14 protein-coding genes and 1 pseudogene are annotated in these 16,689 nt (G+C 65.6%); 5 read left to right on the top strand and 10 right to left on the bottom strand.

Annotated elements, in window-relative coordinates; genetic code table 11:
- Window positions 1-98 precede the first annotated feature (98 nt).
- Window positions 99-959, top strand: a complete 861-nt coding sequence (locus AWC06_RS22645) for a class I SAM-dependent methyltransferase (RefSeq protein ID WP_085200254.1) — start codon at window positions 99-101, stop codon at window positions 957-959.
- Window positions 944-2,194 carry a metal-dependent hydrolase family protein gene (locus AWC06_RS22640; protein ID WP_085200253.1) on the top strand — a complete coding sequence of 417 codons (1,251 nt, stop codon included), beginning with the start codon at window positions 944-946 and terminating at the stop codon, window positions 2,192-2,194. Before AWC06_RS22645 ends, AWC06_RS22640 begins: the two co-directional genes overlap by 16 nt.
- On the opposite strand, the gene AWC06_RS22635 is transcribed toward AWC06_RS22640, so the two are convergent.
- Window positions 2,186-3,424: a GNAT family N-acetyltransferase gene (locus tag AWC06_RS22635; protein WP_085200252.1), complete on the bottom strand. Its 1,239-nt coding sequence runs from the start codon at window positions 3,422-3,424 to the stop codon at window positions 2,186-2,188. The genes AWC06_RS22640 and AWC06_RS22635 overlap by 9 nt on opposite strands.
- A gap of 146 nt (window positions 3,425-3,570) precedes the next feature.
- Between AWC06_RS22635 and AWC06_RS22630 the strand changes: the two genes are divergently transcribed.
- Window positions 3,571-5,931: an MMPL family transporter gene (locus AWC06_RS22630; protein WP_085200251.1), complete on the top strand. Its 2,361-nt coding sequence runs from the start codon at window positions 3,571-3,573 to the stop codon at window positions 5,929-5,931.
- On the opposite strand, the gene AWC06_RS22625 is transcribed toward AWC06_RS22630, so the two are convergent.
- The gene (locus tag AWC06_RS22625; RefSeq protein WP_085200250.1) at window positions 5,879-6,772 is read right to left on the bottom strand and encodes a DMT family transporter; all 894 of its coding nucleotides are present in this window, start codon (window positions 6,770-6,772) and stop codon (window positions 5,879-5,881) included. The genes AWC06_RS22630 and AWC06_RS22625 overlap by 53 nt on opposite strands.
- A gap of 55 nt (window positions 6,773-6,827) precedes the next feature.
- Window positions 6,828-7,217, bottom strand: a complete 390-nt coding sequence (locus tag AWC06_RS22620) for a MerR family transcriptional regulator (protein WP_085200249.1) — start codon at window positions 7,215-7,217, stop codon at window positions 6,828-6,830.
- A gap of 57 nt (window positions 7,218-7,274) precedes the next feature.
- On the opposite strand from AWC06_RS22620, the pseudogene AWC06_RS22615 reads away from it, so the two are divergent.
- Window positions 7,275-7,705: pseudogene (locus AWC06_RS22615) on the top strand (PPOX class F420-dependent oxidoreductase).
- On the opposite strand, the gene AWC06_RS22610 reads toward AWC06_RS22615, so the two are convergent.
- The 5 genes from AWC06_RS22610 to AWC06_RS22590 form a co-directional block, all read right to left on the bottom strand.
- Window positions 7,698-8,528: an isocitrate lyase/PEP mutase family protein gene (locus tag AWC06_RS22610; RefSeq protein WP_085200296.1), complete on the bottom strand. Its 831-nt coding sequence runs from the start codon at window positions 8,526-8,528 to the stop codon at window positions 7,698-7,700. The pseudogene AWC06_RS22615 and the gene AWC06_RS22610 overlap by 8 nt on opposite strands.
- A complete protein-coding gene (gene dnaE, locus AWC06_RS22605; RefSeq protein ID WP_085200248.1) occupies window positions 8,525-12,067 on the bottom strand; it encodes a DNA polymerase III subunit alpha in 3,543 nt (1,180 codons plus the stop codon). Before dnaE ends, AWC06_RS22610 begins: the two co-directional genes overlap by 4 nt.
- 132 nt (window positions 12,068-12,199) lie before the next feature.
- Window positions 12,200-12,631: a type II toxin-antitoxin system Rv0910 family toxin gene (locus AWC06_RS22600; RefSeq protein ID WP_085200247.1), complete on the bottom strand. Its 432-nt coding sequence runs from the start codon at window positions 12,629-12,631 to the stop codon at window positions 12,200-12,202.
- Between the two features lie 120 nt (window positions 12,632-12,751).
- Entirely contained in the window at window positions 12,752-13,555 is an 804-nt protein-coding gene (locus AWC06_RS22595; protein ID WP_085200295.1) for an SDR family NAD(P)-dependent oxidoreductase, read from the bottom strand.
- Between the two features lie 7 nt (window positions 13,556-13,562).
- On the bottom strand, window positions 13,563-14,579 hold the full coding sequence (locus AWC06_RS22590) for an SDR family NAD(P)-dependent oxidoreductase (protein ID WP_085200246.1): 1,017 nt from the start codon (window positions 14,577-14,579) through the stop codon (window positions 13,563-13,565).
- Between the two features lie 117 nt (window positions 14,580-14,696).
- Between AWC06_RS22590 and AWC06_RS22585 the strand changes: the two genes are divergently transcribed.
- Window positions 14,697-15,104 (top strand): group I truncated hemoglobin, encoded by a 408-nt coding sequence (locus AWC06_RS22585; RefSeq protein ID WP_085200245.1) that lies wholly within the window; start codon window positions 14,697-14,699, stop codon window positions 15,102-15,104.
- 2 nt (window positions 15,105-15,106) lie between these two features.
- On the opposite strand, the gene AWC06_RS22580 is transcribed toward AWC06_RS22585, so the two are convergent.
- Together AWC06_RS22580 and lspA are read right to left on the bottom strand one after the other, a co-directional pair.
- Window positions 15,107-16,033, bottom strand: a complete 927-nt coding sequence (locus tag AWC06_RS22580) for an RluA family pseudouridine synthase (protein WP_139820205.1) — start codon at window positions 16,031-16,033, stop codon at window positions 15,107-15,109.
- Window positions 16,034-16,103: 70 nt separating this feature from the next.
- Window positions 16,104-16,667: a signal peptidase II gene (gene lspA / locus AWC06_RS22575; RefSeq protein WP_085200243.1), complete on the bottom strand. Its 564-nt coding sequence runs from the start codon at window positions 16,665-16,667 to the stop codon at window positions 16,104-16,106.
- Window positions 16,668-16,689: the final 22 nt, after the last annotated feature.

Genomic DNA, 16,689 nt, shown 5'->3' with positions numbered 1-16,689 from the left:
GCCACGCTGCGCACCGATCCGGCCGGATTGTGCACAAACCTTTGCAGTTTCTCGTGGCACCGAGGCAGCGCGGGGTGCGGACGGTAGGTTCGTCATTGATGGGAATCGACGTCGGCAGTTTCAGCGCGGTGGAGCAAACCGCGCTTTTGACCCAGTACGCAAGGGCGTTGGACAGCCGGTGGCCACGTCCGATCCTGGGCGACACGCTCGCCGACGAGATCGTCGCCAGGATCGACTACGACTTCGCCGCACTGGGCGTGCCAACCAGTGTGGTGTGCCAGTCGGCGCTGCGGGCCAAGATGCTCGACGACCGAATGCGGGCTTTCGTTTCCGAGCATCCCGATGCCGTCGTGGTTGACCTCGGTGCCGGGTTGGACACCGGGGCGATCCGCGTCGACCCGCCCGCCGGCGTGGACTGGTACAGCGTCGATCTGCCGAACGTCATCGCGGTGCGCGACGAGGTGATGCCCGCCCGCAAGCAGGCCCACTCGGTTGCCGCGTCGGTGGCAGACCCGAACTGGGCCGACACGATTCCCGGCGACCGGCCCACGATGGTGATCGCCGACGGTCTGTTCGCGTTTCTGTCAGAGCCGGTGATTGTCGGCGTATTCGCCGGCATCACCGACCGGTTCGGTTCTGGCCAGCTGGCTTTCAACGATTACGGCCGCATCGGCTGGTTCAGCAGCCTCGCCGTGAAACTGGCCCCGCAGAAAATGTTCGGCGCAGTCGGAAGCCAGTGGGGATACCGAGGTTTCAAGGACGCCCACGAGCCCGAGAGCTGGAATCCGCGGCTGCGGCTGGTGGAGGAGGCCAGCCTGGCGCATGCCCCCGAGGTCGAGCTGTTTCCTGGCTGGATTCGGCTGGCGACCAAGATCTCCGGGCGCTTTGCGGCGTCGGCCCGCAAAGCCCGCATCCTGCGCTACGAGTTCAAAAGAGGTCACGGATGGCAGCGACCCTGATCACCGGCGCCAACGTGTGGGACGGAATTTCGGATCGGGCGGCGCCGCGCCAGGTCTTGGTCGTCGGCGGGCGCATCCAGCGGCTCGGTGAACGCATCGAGGCGCCGACCGACGCGCAGGTGGTGGACCTGTCCGGGCACACCCTGACCCCCGGCTTCATGGACTGCCATGTCCATGTCACGATTGCGCCCCCGCTTGGTCCGGCGGTGGCCCTCGACTCCAGCGTCGCAAAGACGCTCAAGGCGCTGCCGGTGCTGAAGGCGTTGCTGCACAATGGTTTTACCACCATCCGCGACCTCGGCTGCGGGGACCTCGACTACCCGACGGTCGACCTGCGCAACGCGGTGGCAGCCGGCATCGTCGAGGGTCCGCGGATGGTGGTGGCGCCCCACATGATCTCCGCGCGCGGGGGCCACGGCGACTTCAGCGGAATGGTCGCCGACGAATATCAAGGGTGTTCGCGGGCGCTGGAACTGGCAGCCGCCGATGGTCGCGACGAGATCCGCACCAGGGTCAGGCAGGAGATCCGCGCCGGCGCCGACTGGATCAAGTTCGCCGCGACCGGCGGCTTCGCCTCACCGTCGGACGATCCGGGCCAGGCCACCTATAGCCAAGAGGAGATGGACGTGCTGGTCGCGACGGCCGCGGACCTCGATATCCCGGTCACTCCACACAGTTACGGTGACGAAGGCATCCAGCGCGCCCTTCGCGCCGGGGTGCGCAGCATCGAGCACGGCAACCTCGCCTTGGCCGAAACGCTGCGAATGATGGAGGACGCCGGCGTGTTCATGGTGCCCACCCAGTACGCCATTGTGTCCGGCGCGCGGCGCGGCGAGGACGACCCGATGTGGGCGGTCATGCCGGAGTACGCGCGTCGCAAAGCGCAGAAGTACCGCGGCCCGTTACTGGACGCCGCCGAGCGGCTGGCCGCCAGTAATGTGCGGATCGCCTTCGGAACCGACGCTGGGATGTTCCCGCATCACGAGAACTGGCAGGAATTTCCGACGATGGTGTCCACCGGCATCACCCCGCTGCGGGCACTGCAGGCCGCCACCAGCATTGCCGCCGAGCTGCTGCGGCTTGACGATCTGGGGGTGATCGCCGAGGGCAAGATCGCGGATCTGGTCGCGATGCCCGGCGATCCGTTCACTGACATCGAGGTCACCGGCCGCGTGAACTTCGTCATGAAAGACGGTGTGATCTATAAGGATCCGACTCGGGTCACATCAAAATAGCGTGCCGCAGTAGGGCGCCCGCGCGGTGCTGAAGGCGGCATCCAGATTGCGTAGCGCACCGTCATGCAGTTCGGTGATGCGGTTGGCTCGGTGAAGCTCCGACGCTCGATGCGCACCCATGTAGATCGTTCCCAGCTCATTTAGGCCGATTTTGATGTCCGGGGGCCCGTCATGCGGCGTGCACTTCCCGACGCCATCACGAATCTGGAGCAAGAATCGTCCTCCCGCGACGCTGAGCGGATCACTGACTTCCAGAACGACATCGGCATCGGCGGAGTACTCCCGCGCGCCAAGCACTTCCGGTACATCCATGATTCGCATCCAGAGAAAATCGCACACGCCCGTCGTTGGGGCGGCAAGCTGATCCCTGAGTTTGAGCAGAAGCGGGTCGTCGACCGGGACCTCGATCACTATGTTGTCGAACATCTTCATACCGATGAGCGTCGCAAGCAGTTCAGTGTGCGCTTCGTCTGTGACGGGGCAGAAGTCTTCGACGACCACGGTGCCAAACGGCCGCCGAAAGGCGTGTGGTGATGCCCCGATTACTCGGTATGCCAGAAACCCATCTGGATGAATTATGAAATTGAGCGCCGAGCCGTTATCCCGTTGCGTCGGCCTGTCTTCCAAGTAGTCGGCCCACCACGCGCTGTCCCGGCTGAGCGCCCCATGCGTTTTGGCACACCATCGATCATAAATTGGCGGCAAGTGGGGGGCTGCCTCGGAAGCACCGACCTCTCGCGCCCGATTCCGGCTCGGTTTGACCCGCAGGTCCGTAAAACGCGGCTCGATATTGTATTTCCGCGAATAGCTGGCCACTCCTGCGCCCAAGATCTCATAGACCGCCGGCTGGGTCGGAACACCACAAAGGATCGGATAGCCCCGGTCCTGGAGTATTCCGAAACCCTCGACACTGATCCGCTGCCAAATTTTCCTTCCTTGATGTGTGGCCGCAACGGCAATCATCGCCAACCACGCGGCATCGAGACTGGCACCGCCTGGCACGGTGAGCCGCAGCTTGTAGTAGAGAGAGGTACCGACCAGGAATGGGTGCCGAGGATCTGAGACATCCTCGGCAACCAGAATGTCGTCAAGCCTGACCCGGCGTTTCCAGGCTTCGATGTCGCTCGGCTCCATCGAAACTCCGTATGCACGGGCCTGATTTTCATAGACCGCCTGCCAGTCGTCGTCGGTTGCGAATCTTGTCCTGATGGTGTCGTCCGCGGTATTCATCTCATCCAATCGCGTTGTTGACGCTTATTGAGGGTCCCGCCTGCGTACGCCTACCCACCGAGTGACCGGGTCAATCACAAAGGGGTCAGGCCTGCTGGATCGGGTATGCCGTAGTGATTGCGGATCGACAGCGAAAGGACGCCGAGATGCTGCGAGCAATCACTCGAATAGCCATTGCGGCGCCGCGACGCATCATCACGGTTGCCGTTTTGGTTGTGCTGGGCGCCAGCATTTTCGGGATTCCGGTGGTCAAAAGCTTGTCGGCCGGCGGTTTCCAGGATCCGACGTCAGAGTCGGCGCGGGCGACCGACCTGCTCAGGGACAAGTTCGAGCAAACCGATCAGAAGATGATGATCGTCGTGACCGCGCCCGCCGGCGCGCGCAGCGAGCAGGCGCGCAGAGTCGGCACCGACATCGTCGATCACCTGAAACGGTCGCCATGGGTATTCAATGTGTCCTCGCCGTGGGCTGGGCCTTCTTCCGGACCGCCGACCGACACCGCCGGGATGGTCAGCAACGACAACAAGTCCGGATTGATCGTGGCCAACCTGAAAGGCGGGGAGAACAACGCACAGAAGTATGCCGATACGCTCTCCCGACAGCTGGCGCACGATCGCGACGGCGTCACCGTGCGCGCCGGCGGCATGGCCGTGGCGTATGCCCAAATCAACCAGCAGAACCAGCGCGACCTGTGGTTGATGGAGTCCATTGCCATTCCACTGAGTTTCGCGGTGCTGGTCTGGGTGTTCGGTGGTCTGCTGGCGGCGGCGCTGCCGATTGCATTGGGGCTTTTGGCCATCGTCGGCACCATGACGGTGTTGCGGCTGATCAGCTTCACCACCGACGTGTCGACGTACGCACTGGACCTGAGCATCGCCATGGGTCTCGCCCTGGCAATCGACTACACCTTGCTGATCATCAGCCGCTACCGCGAGCAGTTGGCCGTGGACAGCAACCGGGAGCAGGCACTGTACCGGACCATGGCCACCGCCGGACGCACCGTGCTGTTCTCTGCGACCACCGTCGCGTTGTCGATGGCGGTATTGGTGGTGTTTCCCATGTACTTCTTGAAGTCGGCGGGTTATGCAGTCGCGGCCACCGCGGTCATCGTCGCGGTCGCGGCCATCGCGGTGACACCCGCGGTGATCGTGCTGGCGGGACCCAGGCTGGACGCCCTGGACGTGCGCCCGCTGGTACGTCGGCTGCTGAAGCGGGAGAACTGGCGGCCCGACGATCCGCGCAGGCACAGCAATGCCAGGTTCTGGTACCGGTCAACCAAGTTCGTGCTGCGCCACGCCATGCCGGTGGGTCTGGCGGTCATCGCGCTGATGCTGGCGTTGGGGGCACCTTTCCTGGGAGTGAAGTGGGGCTTTCCCGACGAGCGCGTGCTCCCCCGCTCGGCGTCGGCGCGCCAAGTCGCCGAATTGTTGGACAGCGATTTTTCCGGTGGGCTAGGGATGGCCGTGTCTGTCGTCGTCCCCGATGTCCGCGGTGTGAACCAGGTCGACCTGGAGCGCTACGCCGCGGAATTGTCACGGGTGCCTGACGTCTCGGCTGTGACGGCGCCGACCGGGACATTCGCCTCCGGACACAAGGTGGGACCGCCGGCCGCGCCCACCGGTGTTGCCCACGGCAGCGCATTTCTCACCGTGGCCAGCACCGCGCCGCTCTTTTCCGAAGCCTCGAACACGCAGCTCGACCGGCTGCACCGGGTCAGCGGACCGGCCGGACGTCCAGTGGCGATGGCCGGGCTGGCGCAGACCAACCGCGACAGTGTCGACGCGCTCACCACGCGGCTGCCGAGCGTGTTGGTGCTGATCGCCGCCGTCACCTTCGTGCTGCTGTTTGTGCTGACCGGCAGCATCGTGCTGCCGCTGCAGGCATTGGCATGCAACGTGTTGTCTCTGACCGCGGCGTTCGGTGCGATGGTGTGGATCTTTCAGGATGGCCACCTCGGCGCATTGGGCACCACCCCCACGGGCACGTTGAATGCCAACATCCCGGTGTTGTTGTTCTGCATCGCCTTCGGGCTGTCCATGGATTACGAGGTGTTTCTGGTCTCGCGAATCCACGAGTATTGGCTGGCCTCCCAAGCCGCCCGGCAGACGCGACCCAGCACAGCCGAGGCCCGTGTGGCCAATGACGAGAGCATCGCTCTGGGGATATCGGGCATCGGCCGGGTAGTCACCGCCGCTGCGCTGGTGATGTCGATTTCATTTGCCGCGCTGATCCCGGCTCAGGTGTCGTTCATCCGAATGCTCGGGCTCGGCCTGACACTTGCCGTGCTGGCCGACGCCACCCTGGTGCGCATGGTGCTGGTCCCCGCTTTCCTGCACTTGCTGGGCCCGCGCAGTTGGTGGGCGCCCAAACCGCTGGCGCGGCTGCATGAACGGTTCGCGCCCGGCGAAGCCGCCACAGTGGGGCTTCGCCGATGGGACGCTGACCAATCGCAGCTCACAGCCGAGCTTGAGCTCGAACGGGCTTCCTCGGCGGCGGATACGCGTTAGCGGCCACGGCTTCGACACGCGCCAGCTCGAAGATGGCCGCCGCCATCACCAGCCCGGCGGCCGCCAGGGCGATCGTCCCGGCGCGCCCGGTGTTCAGCGTCTCGCCGAGAACGACGACACCGAGCACTGCCGCCACGACCGGCTGCGACACCTGCAGCGTCGGCATCGACGCGGTCAGGGGCCCGGCGCGGAATGCAGACTGGCTCCACACGAGACCGCCCAGTGCGACCAGTAGCCAGGCATACAGCTCAGGTGTTCGGGCCACCTCCCAGTGGCCATCGCCGAGCCGATGGACGACTTCTTTGGTGAGCACGGCAAAGACCCCCCAGAGCGAACCCGACACGAAGGCGAACAGCACCGCGGCCGGGGCGCCGCCTTTGATTTGGCCGGCCACGACGCATCCCGCCAGCAGTGGGCCCAACACCATGACCACACCCGCCCAGCTCTGGAGCGACGCGCTCGAACGCCCGGCCTCTGGGTGGCCGACGGTGACGATCACGATCACCGCGGCCGTCAGCAAGCCGGCGGATATCCACTCTCGGCCGATGACCTTGCGGTGCGACAATCTCGCGCTGATCGGCAGCGCGAATAGCAGCGAAAGCGTGAGTAACGGCTGCACCAGCAGCACCGAACCCCGAGCCAGCGCCGCCGCCTGCAACCCGATGCTTGCCAACAGGATCAGTACCCCCCACCACCACTGTTGGTCTTTTAACAGCCTCGCCAGCAATTCGATGTGGCCGACCGGTCGGCCAGTGACCCGATGCGCCGCTCGCTGCTGGAGCACGTCGCCGGCTGCGACGCACAGTGCAGAGCTCAACGCGAGCAGAGCGGCGATATGCATCCACTTCGGTTACCCGTTTTGCCCAGCGATGTGATCTGATCTCCCAGGATCCGGCTCAGGCCGGCAATGCGCGGTGAATGCCGCAGGTGCAGGCGTCGATCGACGGGCAGGTGCATTGCATCCCCCATTCGATGACGGCGCGGGCTTGGGCCAGCGACGCCATCTGGGCGTCGATCTCGGCCAGTTTGGCCTCGGCCAGCGCGCGGCTGGCGGGACGTCCCGGCGCGTCGTCGGCGAACAGCAGCTGGACCTCGTCCAGCGTGAACCCGGCGGATTTGCACAGCCGGATCACCTCGAGGCGGGCCAGCACCGCGTCGTCGTATCGGCGTTGACCGCCCACCCTGGCCGGTGATGGCAGTAATCCGATGTGCTCGTAGTAGCGCAACGTGGTCGCTGCGACACCGGATGTTCGCGCCACGTCTCCGATTGTCAGGCGTGCGGGCATCGTGGTCTCCAAACCAGGGCTTGACTTCGAGTTAACTCTAAGTCCTTGACTGGGCGCATGCATACCGCCCGATACGCCCTCCTCCGATCGTTCCGCCGTGACGGCACACCCGTCGACACCCCGATCTGGTTCGCTCTCGACGGCAACGCGCTGCTGTTTCGAACCAAGGTCGGAGCGAAGACCAAGCGTTTGGCCATGCGACCGGATGTCGAGCTGACGGCCTGCGATTACCGGGGCCGACTCCGCCCGGGCGCGACGACGGTTTCGGGCCGCGCCACGATCCTGTCCGGCGCCGACGCCGAAGAAGCCAACCGCCTCCTGCACCGGCGCTACGGCTGGCAGTGGAACATCGTCCCGCTGATCAAAGTTCCGGGCGTGACCAACGTGCACCGCGACTTGTCGGTCGCGAGAAGCTACGACGTGCCCGTGACCGCTCGGTGTGGCCGGACAGCGCGATCGTTCGGGTGGACCCCGAGAATCTCATGTGAACAGTGCGTTGAGCTCGTTGAATGTCGCGGCTTGGGCCAAGCCCCCGAACGTGCCGGCGTTCGCGAGTTCGGATGCGGCCGAAAGGAATGCGCCCCAAGCGACTCGCGACAGCGCAGATCCAACGCTTATCCGCCGCACGCCGAGCTCAGCGAGCTCGCCAACCGTGATACCCGAATCGGACGATATCAACACGTTCACCGAGACCGGTCGAACCGCGTCCACCAGAGCCGTAATGTCTTCTCGGCGACTGACTCCGGGGGCGAACACGACGTCCGCACCCGCGTCGGCGTAGGCCTGCAACCGCCGGATCGCCTCTGCAAGCGGGTCGGGATGGCCATATAGGAAGCACTCCGCACGGGCGGTCAGCAACACGTCCTCGCCGGACTCATCGATCGCCGAGCGGGCAACACGGACACGTTCGGCCGCCTCCGGCACCGACAACAACGGATTGTCATTGTCGCCGTAGGCATCTTCGATCGACAGCCCGGCCACGCCCGTGGCGACACAGCGGGCAATGTTGTCCGCCAAGCCGCTGAGTTCGCGGTGGTAGCCGGCCTGAAAGTCGGCGTTGACCGGCACATCTGCCGCATTGACTATTTCTGCGATATGGCCAAGGACCGCTTCGACGTCGAGCGCCTCCGGGGTGTCGGGCAGACCCCGCGAGAAAGCGAACCCCGCGCTGGTCGTGGCCAACGCCGGGAATCCCATCTTCGCCAGCGCGATCGCCGTCCCCGCATCCCACGGATTGGGGATGACAAAGCAGCCATCAGTGTGGAGCTTGCGGAACCGAACGCGACGCTCAGCGAATCGTGAACCCGTCATCCGCCCAGGCACCCGGGGCCCAGCAGCGCCTTGAGATCGCCCATCAACGCCGGCGACGGCGTCACCCGCAGCGAGGCGTCCAATTCCAGCGTGGTGATCCGATCTCCGCTGACCAGGCGCAGATGCACCTGCGATGTGCCGGGGTGACGTGCCAAGACCTGCTTGAGCGCATTGACCTTGTCGATGGTGCACTGTCGGGTGGGCAGGCTCACCGCCAGCGGCCGATCGATGCGCGCATTCGAAAAGTCCGGCACCACAAGGTCGTTGGCGATCAAGCAGATCCGGTCGTCCTGGATCCTCACCCGCGCGCTGACCAGTACCACCGCGTCGTCGACGATCTCGGCGCCGTAAGCGGAGTAGGTGTGCGGGAAGAACATCACCTCGATACCGCCGGTGAGGTCCTCCAATTGCGCTGACGCCCAGGGCATTCCGTTCTTATTGACCCGCCGGTTCACCGAGGCCAGAATGCCGCCGACCCTCACCTGGGCGTCGTTGGGGACGTCTCCGTCCAGGATTGCCGGGATGGCCGTGTCGACCTGGGTCGACAACAGATGCGCGACCCCGTTCAGCGGATGCCCGGACACGTACAGGCCCAACATCTCGCGCTCCAGCGCCAGCTTGTGCTTGTCGTCCCACTCCTCCTCGGGCACCTTGATGGTGAACACCGCATCCGCGACCGAGTCGGTGCCGCCGAACAGGTCGAACTGCCCCATCGCCTCGGCCTTCTTGGTGCCCAACACCGAGTCGACCGCGTCGGTGTGCACCAGGAACAGGCCCTTGCGGGCATGGCCCAGCGAGTCGAACGCGCCCGCCTTGATCAGCGACTCGGTGACCTTCTTGTTGCAGGCGGCGATGTCGACCTTGTTGAGGTAGTCGGAGAAGTCGGTGAACTTGCCCTTCTCGGTGCGGGTGTTCAACAGCGAAGCAACGACATTGGCGCCGACGTTGCGTACCGCACCCAGCCCGTAGCGGATGTCGGTGCCCACCGAGGCGAAATTCAACCCGGATTCGTTGACGTCCGGCGGCAGCACCGTGATGCCGAGCTTGCGGCAGTCGGCCAGGTATACGGCGGCCTTGTCCTTGTCGTCACCGACCGAGGTGAGCAGCCCCGCCATGTACTCGGCCGGATAGTTGGCTTTCAAATACGCCGTCCAGTAGGACACCATGCCGTATCCGGCGGCGTGCGACTTGTTGAACGCGTAGTCGGCGAACGGCAGGATGGTATCCCACAGGGCCTTGATGGCACTGGCCGAGAACCCGTTGGATTGCATTCCCGCCGAAAAGCTTTCGTACTCGGCGGCCAGTACCTCGCGCTTCTTCTTGCCCATCGCCTTGCGCAGAATGTCGGCTCGAGCCAGCGAGTAGCCCGCCACCTTCTGCGCGATGCGCATGATCTGCTCCTGGTAGACGATCAGACCGTAGGTCTCGGCCAGGATCTCCTCGAGCGGCTCGGCCAGCTCCGGGTGGATGGGCTTGATCGGCTGGCGGCCGTTCTTGCGGTCGGCGTACTCGTTGTGGGCGTTCTGCCCCATCGGTCCCGGGCGGTACAGCGCGATCACCGCCACGATGTCTTCGAATCCGGTCGGCTTCATGCGGCGCAGCAGGTCGCGCATCGGGCCGCCGTCGAGCTGGAACACGCCCAGCGTGTCACCGCGGCCGAGCAGCTCGTAGGTGGCCGGGTCGTCCAGCGGCAGCGACTCCAGATCGACGTCGACTCCCCGGTTGGCCTTGATGTTCTCGATCGCGTCGCCGATGATCGTCAGGTTGCGCAGCCCGAGGAAGTCCATCTTCAGCAGACCGATTTCCTCACATGCCGGGTAGTCCCAGCCGGTGATGATGGCGCCGTCCTGGGGCCGCTTCCACAGCGGAATAGACTCGGTCAGCGGCTCACTGCTCATGATCACCGCGCAGGCGTGCACGCCGGCGTTGCGGATCAGGCCTTCCAGCCCGCGGGCGGTTTGGTAGATGGTGCGCACGTCGGGGTCGGTGTCGATCAAGCCGCGGACCTCGGCGGCTTCCTTGTAGCGCTCGTGGTTGGGGTCGGTGATGCCGGCCAGCGGGATGTCTTTGGCCATGATCGCCGGCGGGAGTGCCTTGGTAATCCGGTCGGCGATCGCGAAGCCGGGCTGCCCATAGTGGATGCGGGCGGAATCCTTCAGTGCTGCTTTGGTTTTGATGGTGCCGAAGGTGATGACCTGGGCCACCCGGTCATGTCCCCACTTGTCGGCGGCGTAGCGCACCATCTCGCCGCGACGACGGTCGTCGAAGTCGATGTCGATGTCGGGCATCGACGTGCGCTCGGGGTTGAGGAACCGCTCGAACAGCAGACCGTGCGGAATCGGGTCGATGTCGGTGATGCCCAGGGCATAGGCCACCAGCGAGCCGGCCGCCGAACCGCGGCCCGGGCCGACCCGGATGTCGACCGACCGCGCATAGTTGATCAGGTCGGCCACGATCAGGAAATACGACGGAAAACCCTTGTCGCAGATGACTTCTATCTCGTAGGCGGCTCGTTGCGCATAGCCGTCGGGCAGCCCGTCCGGAAAGCGCCGCCGCAATCCGGCGTCCACCTCGTGGCGCAGCCAGGACGCTTGGTCGTGCCCGTCGGGCACGGGGAACACCGGCATCCGGTTGCGGGGCGTCCACACGTCGGCGTAGGAGCCCACCCGTTCCGCGATCAGCAGCGTGGTGTCGCAGGCGCCGGGCACTTCTTCGTCCCAGATCGCGCGCATCTCGGCGGCGGACTTCAGGTAGTAGCCGTCGCCTTCGAACTTGAACCGGTTGGGGTCCGACAGCGTCTTGCCGGTCTGCACACACAGCAGCGCCTCGTGGTTGTGCGCGGCGTCGCGGGTGACGTAGTGGCAGTCGTTGGTGGCCAGCGGCGCGATGCCCAGCTTGCGGCCGATCTCGATCAGCCCGTCGCGGACCCGGCGCTCGATGGCCAGCCCATGGTCCATCAGCTCCAGGAAATAGTTGTCCGGCCCGAAGATCTCACGCCACCTGGCGGCCGATTCCAGCGCTTCGCGGTGTTGCCCGAGCCGCAGCCGGGTCTGCACCTCACCGGACGGGCAGCCGGTGGTGCCGATGATGCCGCTGGCGTGCTCGGCGATCAGCTCGGCATCCATCCGTGACCACTTCGACAGCTGACCCTCGAACGAGGCCAGCGACGACAGCTTGAACAGGTTGCGCAGGCCTGTGGCGTTCTCCGCGACCATGGTCAGGTGGGTATACGACCCGGACCCCGACACGTCGTCGCCCTTCTGCCCGGGCTCGCCCCAGAAGACCCGGCGGGTGTCGAACCGGGAACCGGGAGCCACATACGCCTCGACGCCGATGATCGGCTTGATTCCGGCGGCGGTCGCCGCGTTGTAAAACTCGCTGGCGCCGAACATGTTTCCGTGGTCGGTCATCCCGATCGCCGACATCTCCAGCCGCTGCGCCTCGGCGAGCATCGGCGCGATCTTCGCGGCACCGTCCAACATCGAATACTCGGTGTGGTTATGCAGGTGCACGAAGGACCGCGACGGAGAATCGTTCATAGGGACGCCAGTCTATGACCGCCCACCGACGCGTCTCGGCGTGTCGCGGAGTGTGTCTCGCTGATGACTTCGTGGCGACCCGCTGCGCCCGGCTACGCCGCGCTTGCGATCGCCACGCTTCTATCCGTATAGCTATCCGTATAGCTCGACGAAGTTCTTGAGCGACTTCTCCACGTCTCCCTTGACGGCGCGGGCAGCGGCCGAGCCCACCGGCCCGAACAGCGCACGTCCGCCCAGCTCAAGACGCAAACCCAGGACGGACCCGTCGTCCTTGGGCCGCACCGTGAGCCGGACGCCGTATTTTGCTCCGCCCTTGCCGGATCCCGACATCGCAACCTCATGCGGCGGGTCCCACTTCGTCACCGTCCACGTCACCCGGTTGCGCAGGCCCTTGGAACGCGCCACGCCCACGATCTGGGTGCCTTCGGTGATCTCGTCGGGTAGCTCGCTGCGCCAGCCCTCATGCATGACCAGCCAATCGCCCAAGTCGGCAAGGTCGGAGACGTGGTCCCACATGTCCTGCGGGGTCATCGGCATGTCGGCGGTCATGTCAACGGCGGCCATCACGCAAACTTAGCTTCGGACGAGTGTGCGTTGTGGGCTTTGAGTGTGCGCTCAGGGCGCGGATGCGGCGATTTTTCCGCCATGGACGCACACTCGCGGGGGCGTGAGTGGCCGCATGGGCTAGCGGCTCGGCCCGCCGCGGAATCGGTTGCCGATCCGCATCCCGGGCAGCAGCAGGCTGCGCGACACGAATCTGCCGGCGGTGCTGACGACCTTGGGGACAACGCCGGGCACCACGCTGCGCTTGCCGGCCAGCATCCCGCCAATGGCCGCTTCGGCGACGTCGTGCGGCGACACTTGCGCAAGCGGGACACTGAAACGCTCGGCGTTGGCGATCTCGGCCCATTCTGTCGGCACCGGGCCCGGACACAGCACCGTGACCGAGACACCGGTGCCGTGCAGCTCCTCGTGCACGGCTTCGGAGAAGGTCTGCACGAACGCCTTGGTGGCCGAGTACACCGCCATGTAGGGCACCGGCTGAAAACCGGCGATCGACGCGACGTTCAGCACCGCCCCGGCGCCGCGTTCGACCATGCCCGGCAGCGCCGCATGAGTGAGTTCCATCAACGCCAGCGCGTTGAGCGTCACCTGTTCGCTCTCGCGTTCGGACGGCAAGGTGTGGAAGACCCCGCTGGTGCCGAAACCGGCGCTGTTGCACAGGCCGGCGATCGGTTCATTGCGAAGCCGGTCCACCAGTTGCGTCCGGCCTTCGCTGTCGCCGAGGTCCAGCGGCATCACCTCAACAGCGACGGAGTACTGGTTGCCCAGCTCGCCGGCGAGCTCGTCGAGGCGTTCGCGCCGGCGGGCGACCAGCACCAGCGGGTAGCCGCGCCGGGCCAGGCCGCGGGCCAGCTCGGTGCCGATGCCGGAGGAGGCTCCGGTGACGACGACGGTCGCCTGGTTGTTTGGTTTCGGAAGACTCATGATCGTCTCACCAGTGAATTCCGCGGGTAGCACGCACAAACGTCTCGCTTCGCTTGTCGAATTTGGTTGTGTCCTCGGGGGTTTCGCTGCCCTGCGCGGCCGCTGAATCATCGAACATGCTGAACGCGCGGTTGCGGACCTGGTCCATCACCATCGGGTTGACGGCGTCGGCCACCGCGGCGAATTGCCCGAAAGGTGAGCTGACCCGACGCGGCCGGTGCACGATCGCGTCGGCCAACACACCGGCGGCCTGATCCGGCGTGAGCGTCGGGAATTTGTCGTACATGGTGGTGGGGCTGATCATCGGCGTGCGCACCAAGGCCATGTGCACGGTGGTGAATCGCACGTTGTCGTTGACGGTTTCGGCCTGCAGCGCGTCACACAACGTGTCCAGCGCGGCCTTGCTGGCGATGTAGGCGCCGAAGCGCGGCGCGCGGGTCTGCACACCGGCCGACGACACGTTGATGATCTGGCCGAAGCCGCGTTCGCGCATGCCGGGAACGAATTTGAGTATGAGCTGGACCGCGCCCAGGTAGTTCAGCTGCATGGTCCGCTGATAGTCGTGGATCCGGTCGTAGGACAGTTCCAGCGAGCGCCGAATCGAGCGGCCGGCGTTGTTGATCAGGATGTCGACGCCGCCCAGGTCGGCCAGCACCTGGTCGGCCATCTGCGCGATGGCATCCATGTCGGACAGGTCACACGGGTAAAAATGGGCGGTCCCGCCCTCCGCGCGGATGTCGTCGGCGACCTTCTCCAGTTTCTCGGGCGTGCGGGCGACCAGTACCACTTCCCCGCCCGCCGCGGCGACCTTTTTCGCGGTCGCCTCACCGATACCCGACGATCCGCCCGTGATGAGGATGGTGTTGCCCTCGACGGCGTCGCGCAGGGTGCGACCCTGGACAACGTCGAGCAGATTCCTCAGGTAGAACGGCCGGTAGCGTCCCGCCGAGTTCGGGGTGTTGACGAGGTTGGAGACGGCGGCGATCGGTTTTCCGACCAGGTTTGCGAGGTCATCGAGATTCATGAGTCTTCAGTCTGCTACACGAGTGGTGATTGTGTGGCAATCGGCTTGTAACGCCGAGTAATCCCTCGGTGACGCCTCTCTAACTGCCGGGCAACGGCGAGATGGTGCGCTATCAGCATGGGAATGCTCTCGGTCTTCCGCAAGCGGAATACAGCAAGCATCTACGACAGGATCGGCGGTCACGAGGCTCTCGAAGTCGTCGTCGAGGACTTCTATTGCCGTGTGCTCGACGATGACCAGCTGTCGGGCTTTTTCGCCGGAACGAACATGAACCGCCTGAAAGGCAAGCAGGTCGAATTCCTGGCCGCGGCGCTCGGCGGACCGCACCCCTACTCCGGACCGTCGATGAAACAGGCACACCAAGGCCGCGGGATAACCATGCATCACTTCAACCTGGTGGCCGGACACCTGACCGACTCGCTGTGCGCGGCGGGGGTGCCCGAAGCGACGATCGCCGAAATCCTCGGTGCGGTTGCGCCGCTGGCCGCCGACATCGCATCGGATTACGCCACCGCCGGCGTCTGAGATCAGCCCTCCGCGCGCAACACGTCAAGCGCGTGCTGCAGGTCCGGCGGATACGGGCTGACGATCTGCATCCGCCGGCCATCGCCGGGATGAGTGAATGCCAGCGACCGCGCGTGTAGCCATTGCCGTTCTAGGCCAAGCCTTTTCGCCAGCTTCGGGTTGGCGCCGTAGGTCAGGTCACCGCAGCAGGGATGGTGCAGCGCAGCGAAGTGCACCCGGATCTGGTGCGTGCGACCGGTTTCCAGATGCACGTCGAGCAGGCTGGCTGCCACGAAGGCTTCGATGGTGTCGTAGTGGGTGAGGCTGTGGCGGCCGCTGGTGGTGACCGCGAACTTCCAGTCGTGGCCGCGGTGGCGGCCGATCGGCGCGTCGATGGTGCCGCTGGAGGGATCCGGGTGCCCCTGCACCAGCGCGTGGTAGCGCTTGTCGACCGTGCGCTGCTTGAACGCCCGCTTGAGCACGGTGTACGCCCGCTCGGAGATCGCCACCATCATCACGCCCGAAGTCCCGACGTCAAGGCGATGCACAATGCCCTGCCGTTCATGCACACCCGACGTGGTGATCCGGTAACCCGCGGCGGCCAGCCCGCCCAGCACGGTCGGCCCCGTCCAGCCCACCGATGCATGAGCGGCGACCCCGGCAGGTTTATCGACGGCGACGATGTCGTCGTCGGAGTACAGGATCGTCATCCCCTCGATCTCGACGGGAGTGTTCTCCAACGGCGCGGGCGCCTCGGGCAGCCGCACGTGCAGCAAGGCCCCGGGACGCAGGCGATCCGATTTGCCCGCCGGCACGCCGTCCAACTCGACGCCGCCATCTTCGGCCAGCGCCGCGGCGGCGGTGCGCGACAGGCCCAGCAACCGCGCCAGCCCGGCGTCCACGCGCATGCCCGCCAGGCCCTCCGGAACCGGCATCGACCGGTGGCTCAAAAAGCGCCGCTCCTCCTCATCGCTTCGTCCCCAGCTTCGCGGGGCCCCACTGCATCGTCGCCGGCGCGCATCAGCGCTCGTCGAGCTTCCGCCGCCCGACGGTGTCGAAGTCGAAGCCGAAGACCGACAGCGTGACCAGCAGGATCGCACCACCGACCACCGACGGATCGGCGACGTTGAACACCGGCCACCAACCGATCGACAAGAAGTCGACGACATGCCCGCGCAGCGGGCCCGGCGAGCGGAAGAACCGGTCGACCAGATTGCCCATCGCACCGCCCAGAATCATCCCGAGGCCGATGGCCCACCACGGCGACACCAGGCGGCGTCCCATCCAGAAAATCCCGATGACGACACCGGTCGCGATCACCGTCAGCAGCCAGGTATAGCCGGTCGCCATCGAAAACGCCGCCCCGGAGTTGCGGACCAGCGTCCAGGTGACGGTGTCACCGATGATCGACACCGGCTGGCCGGGGGCGAGCAGTTTGACCGCGAGCACCTTGGTGACGATGTCCAGCACCAACACCACCGCCGCCACCCAGAGCAGCAGGCGCAGCCGCCGCGGCGGGGTGGGAGCTTCGGCCCCGCCGGCCTCGGTCGCCGGCTCGGCGGATCCGGTCGGTTGGTCAGTCACTCCTACATCATCCACTACATGT

It is taken from the genome of Mycobacterium fragae, assembly GCF_002102185.1.
Taxonomy (GTDB): domain Bacteria; phylum Actinomycetota; class Actinomycetes; order Mycobacteriales; family Mycobacteriaceae; genus Mycobacterium; species Mycobacterium fragae.
Note: the sequence above shows the minus strand (reverse complement) of the source record. Positions and strands in the feature narration are given on the sequence as shown.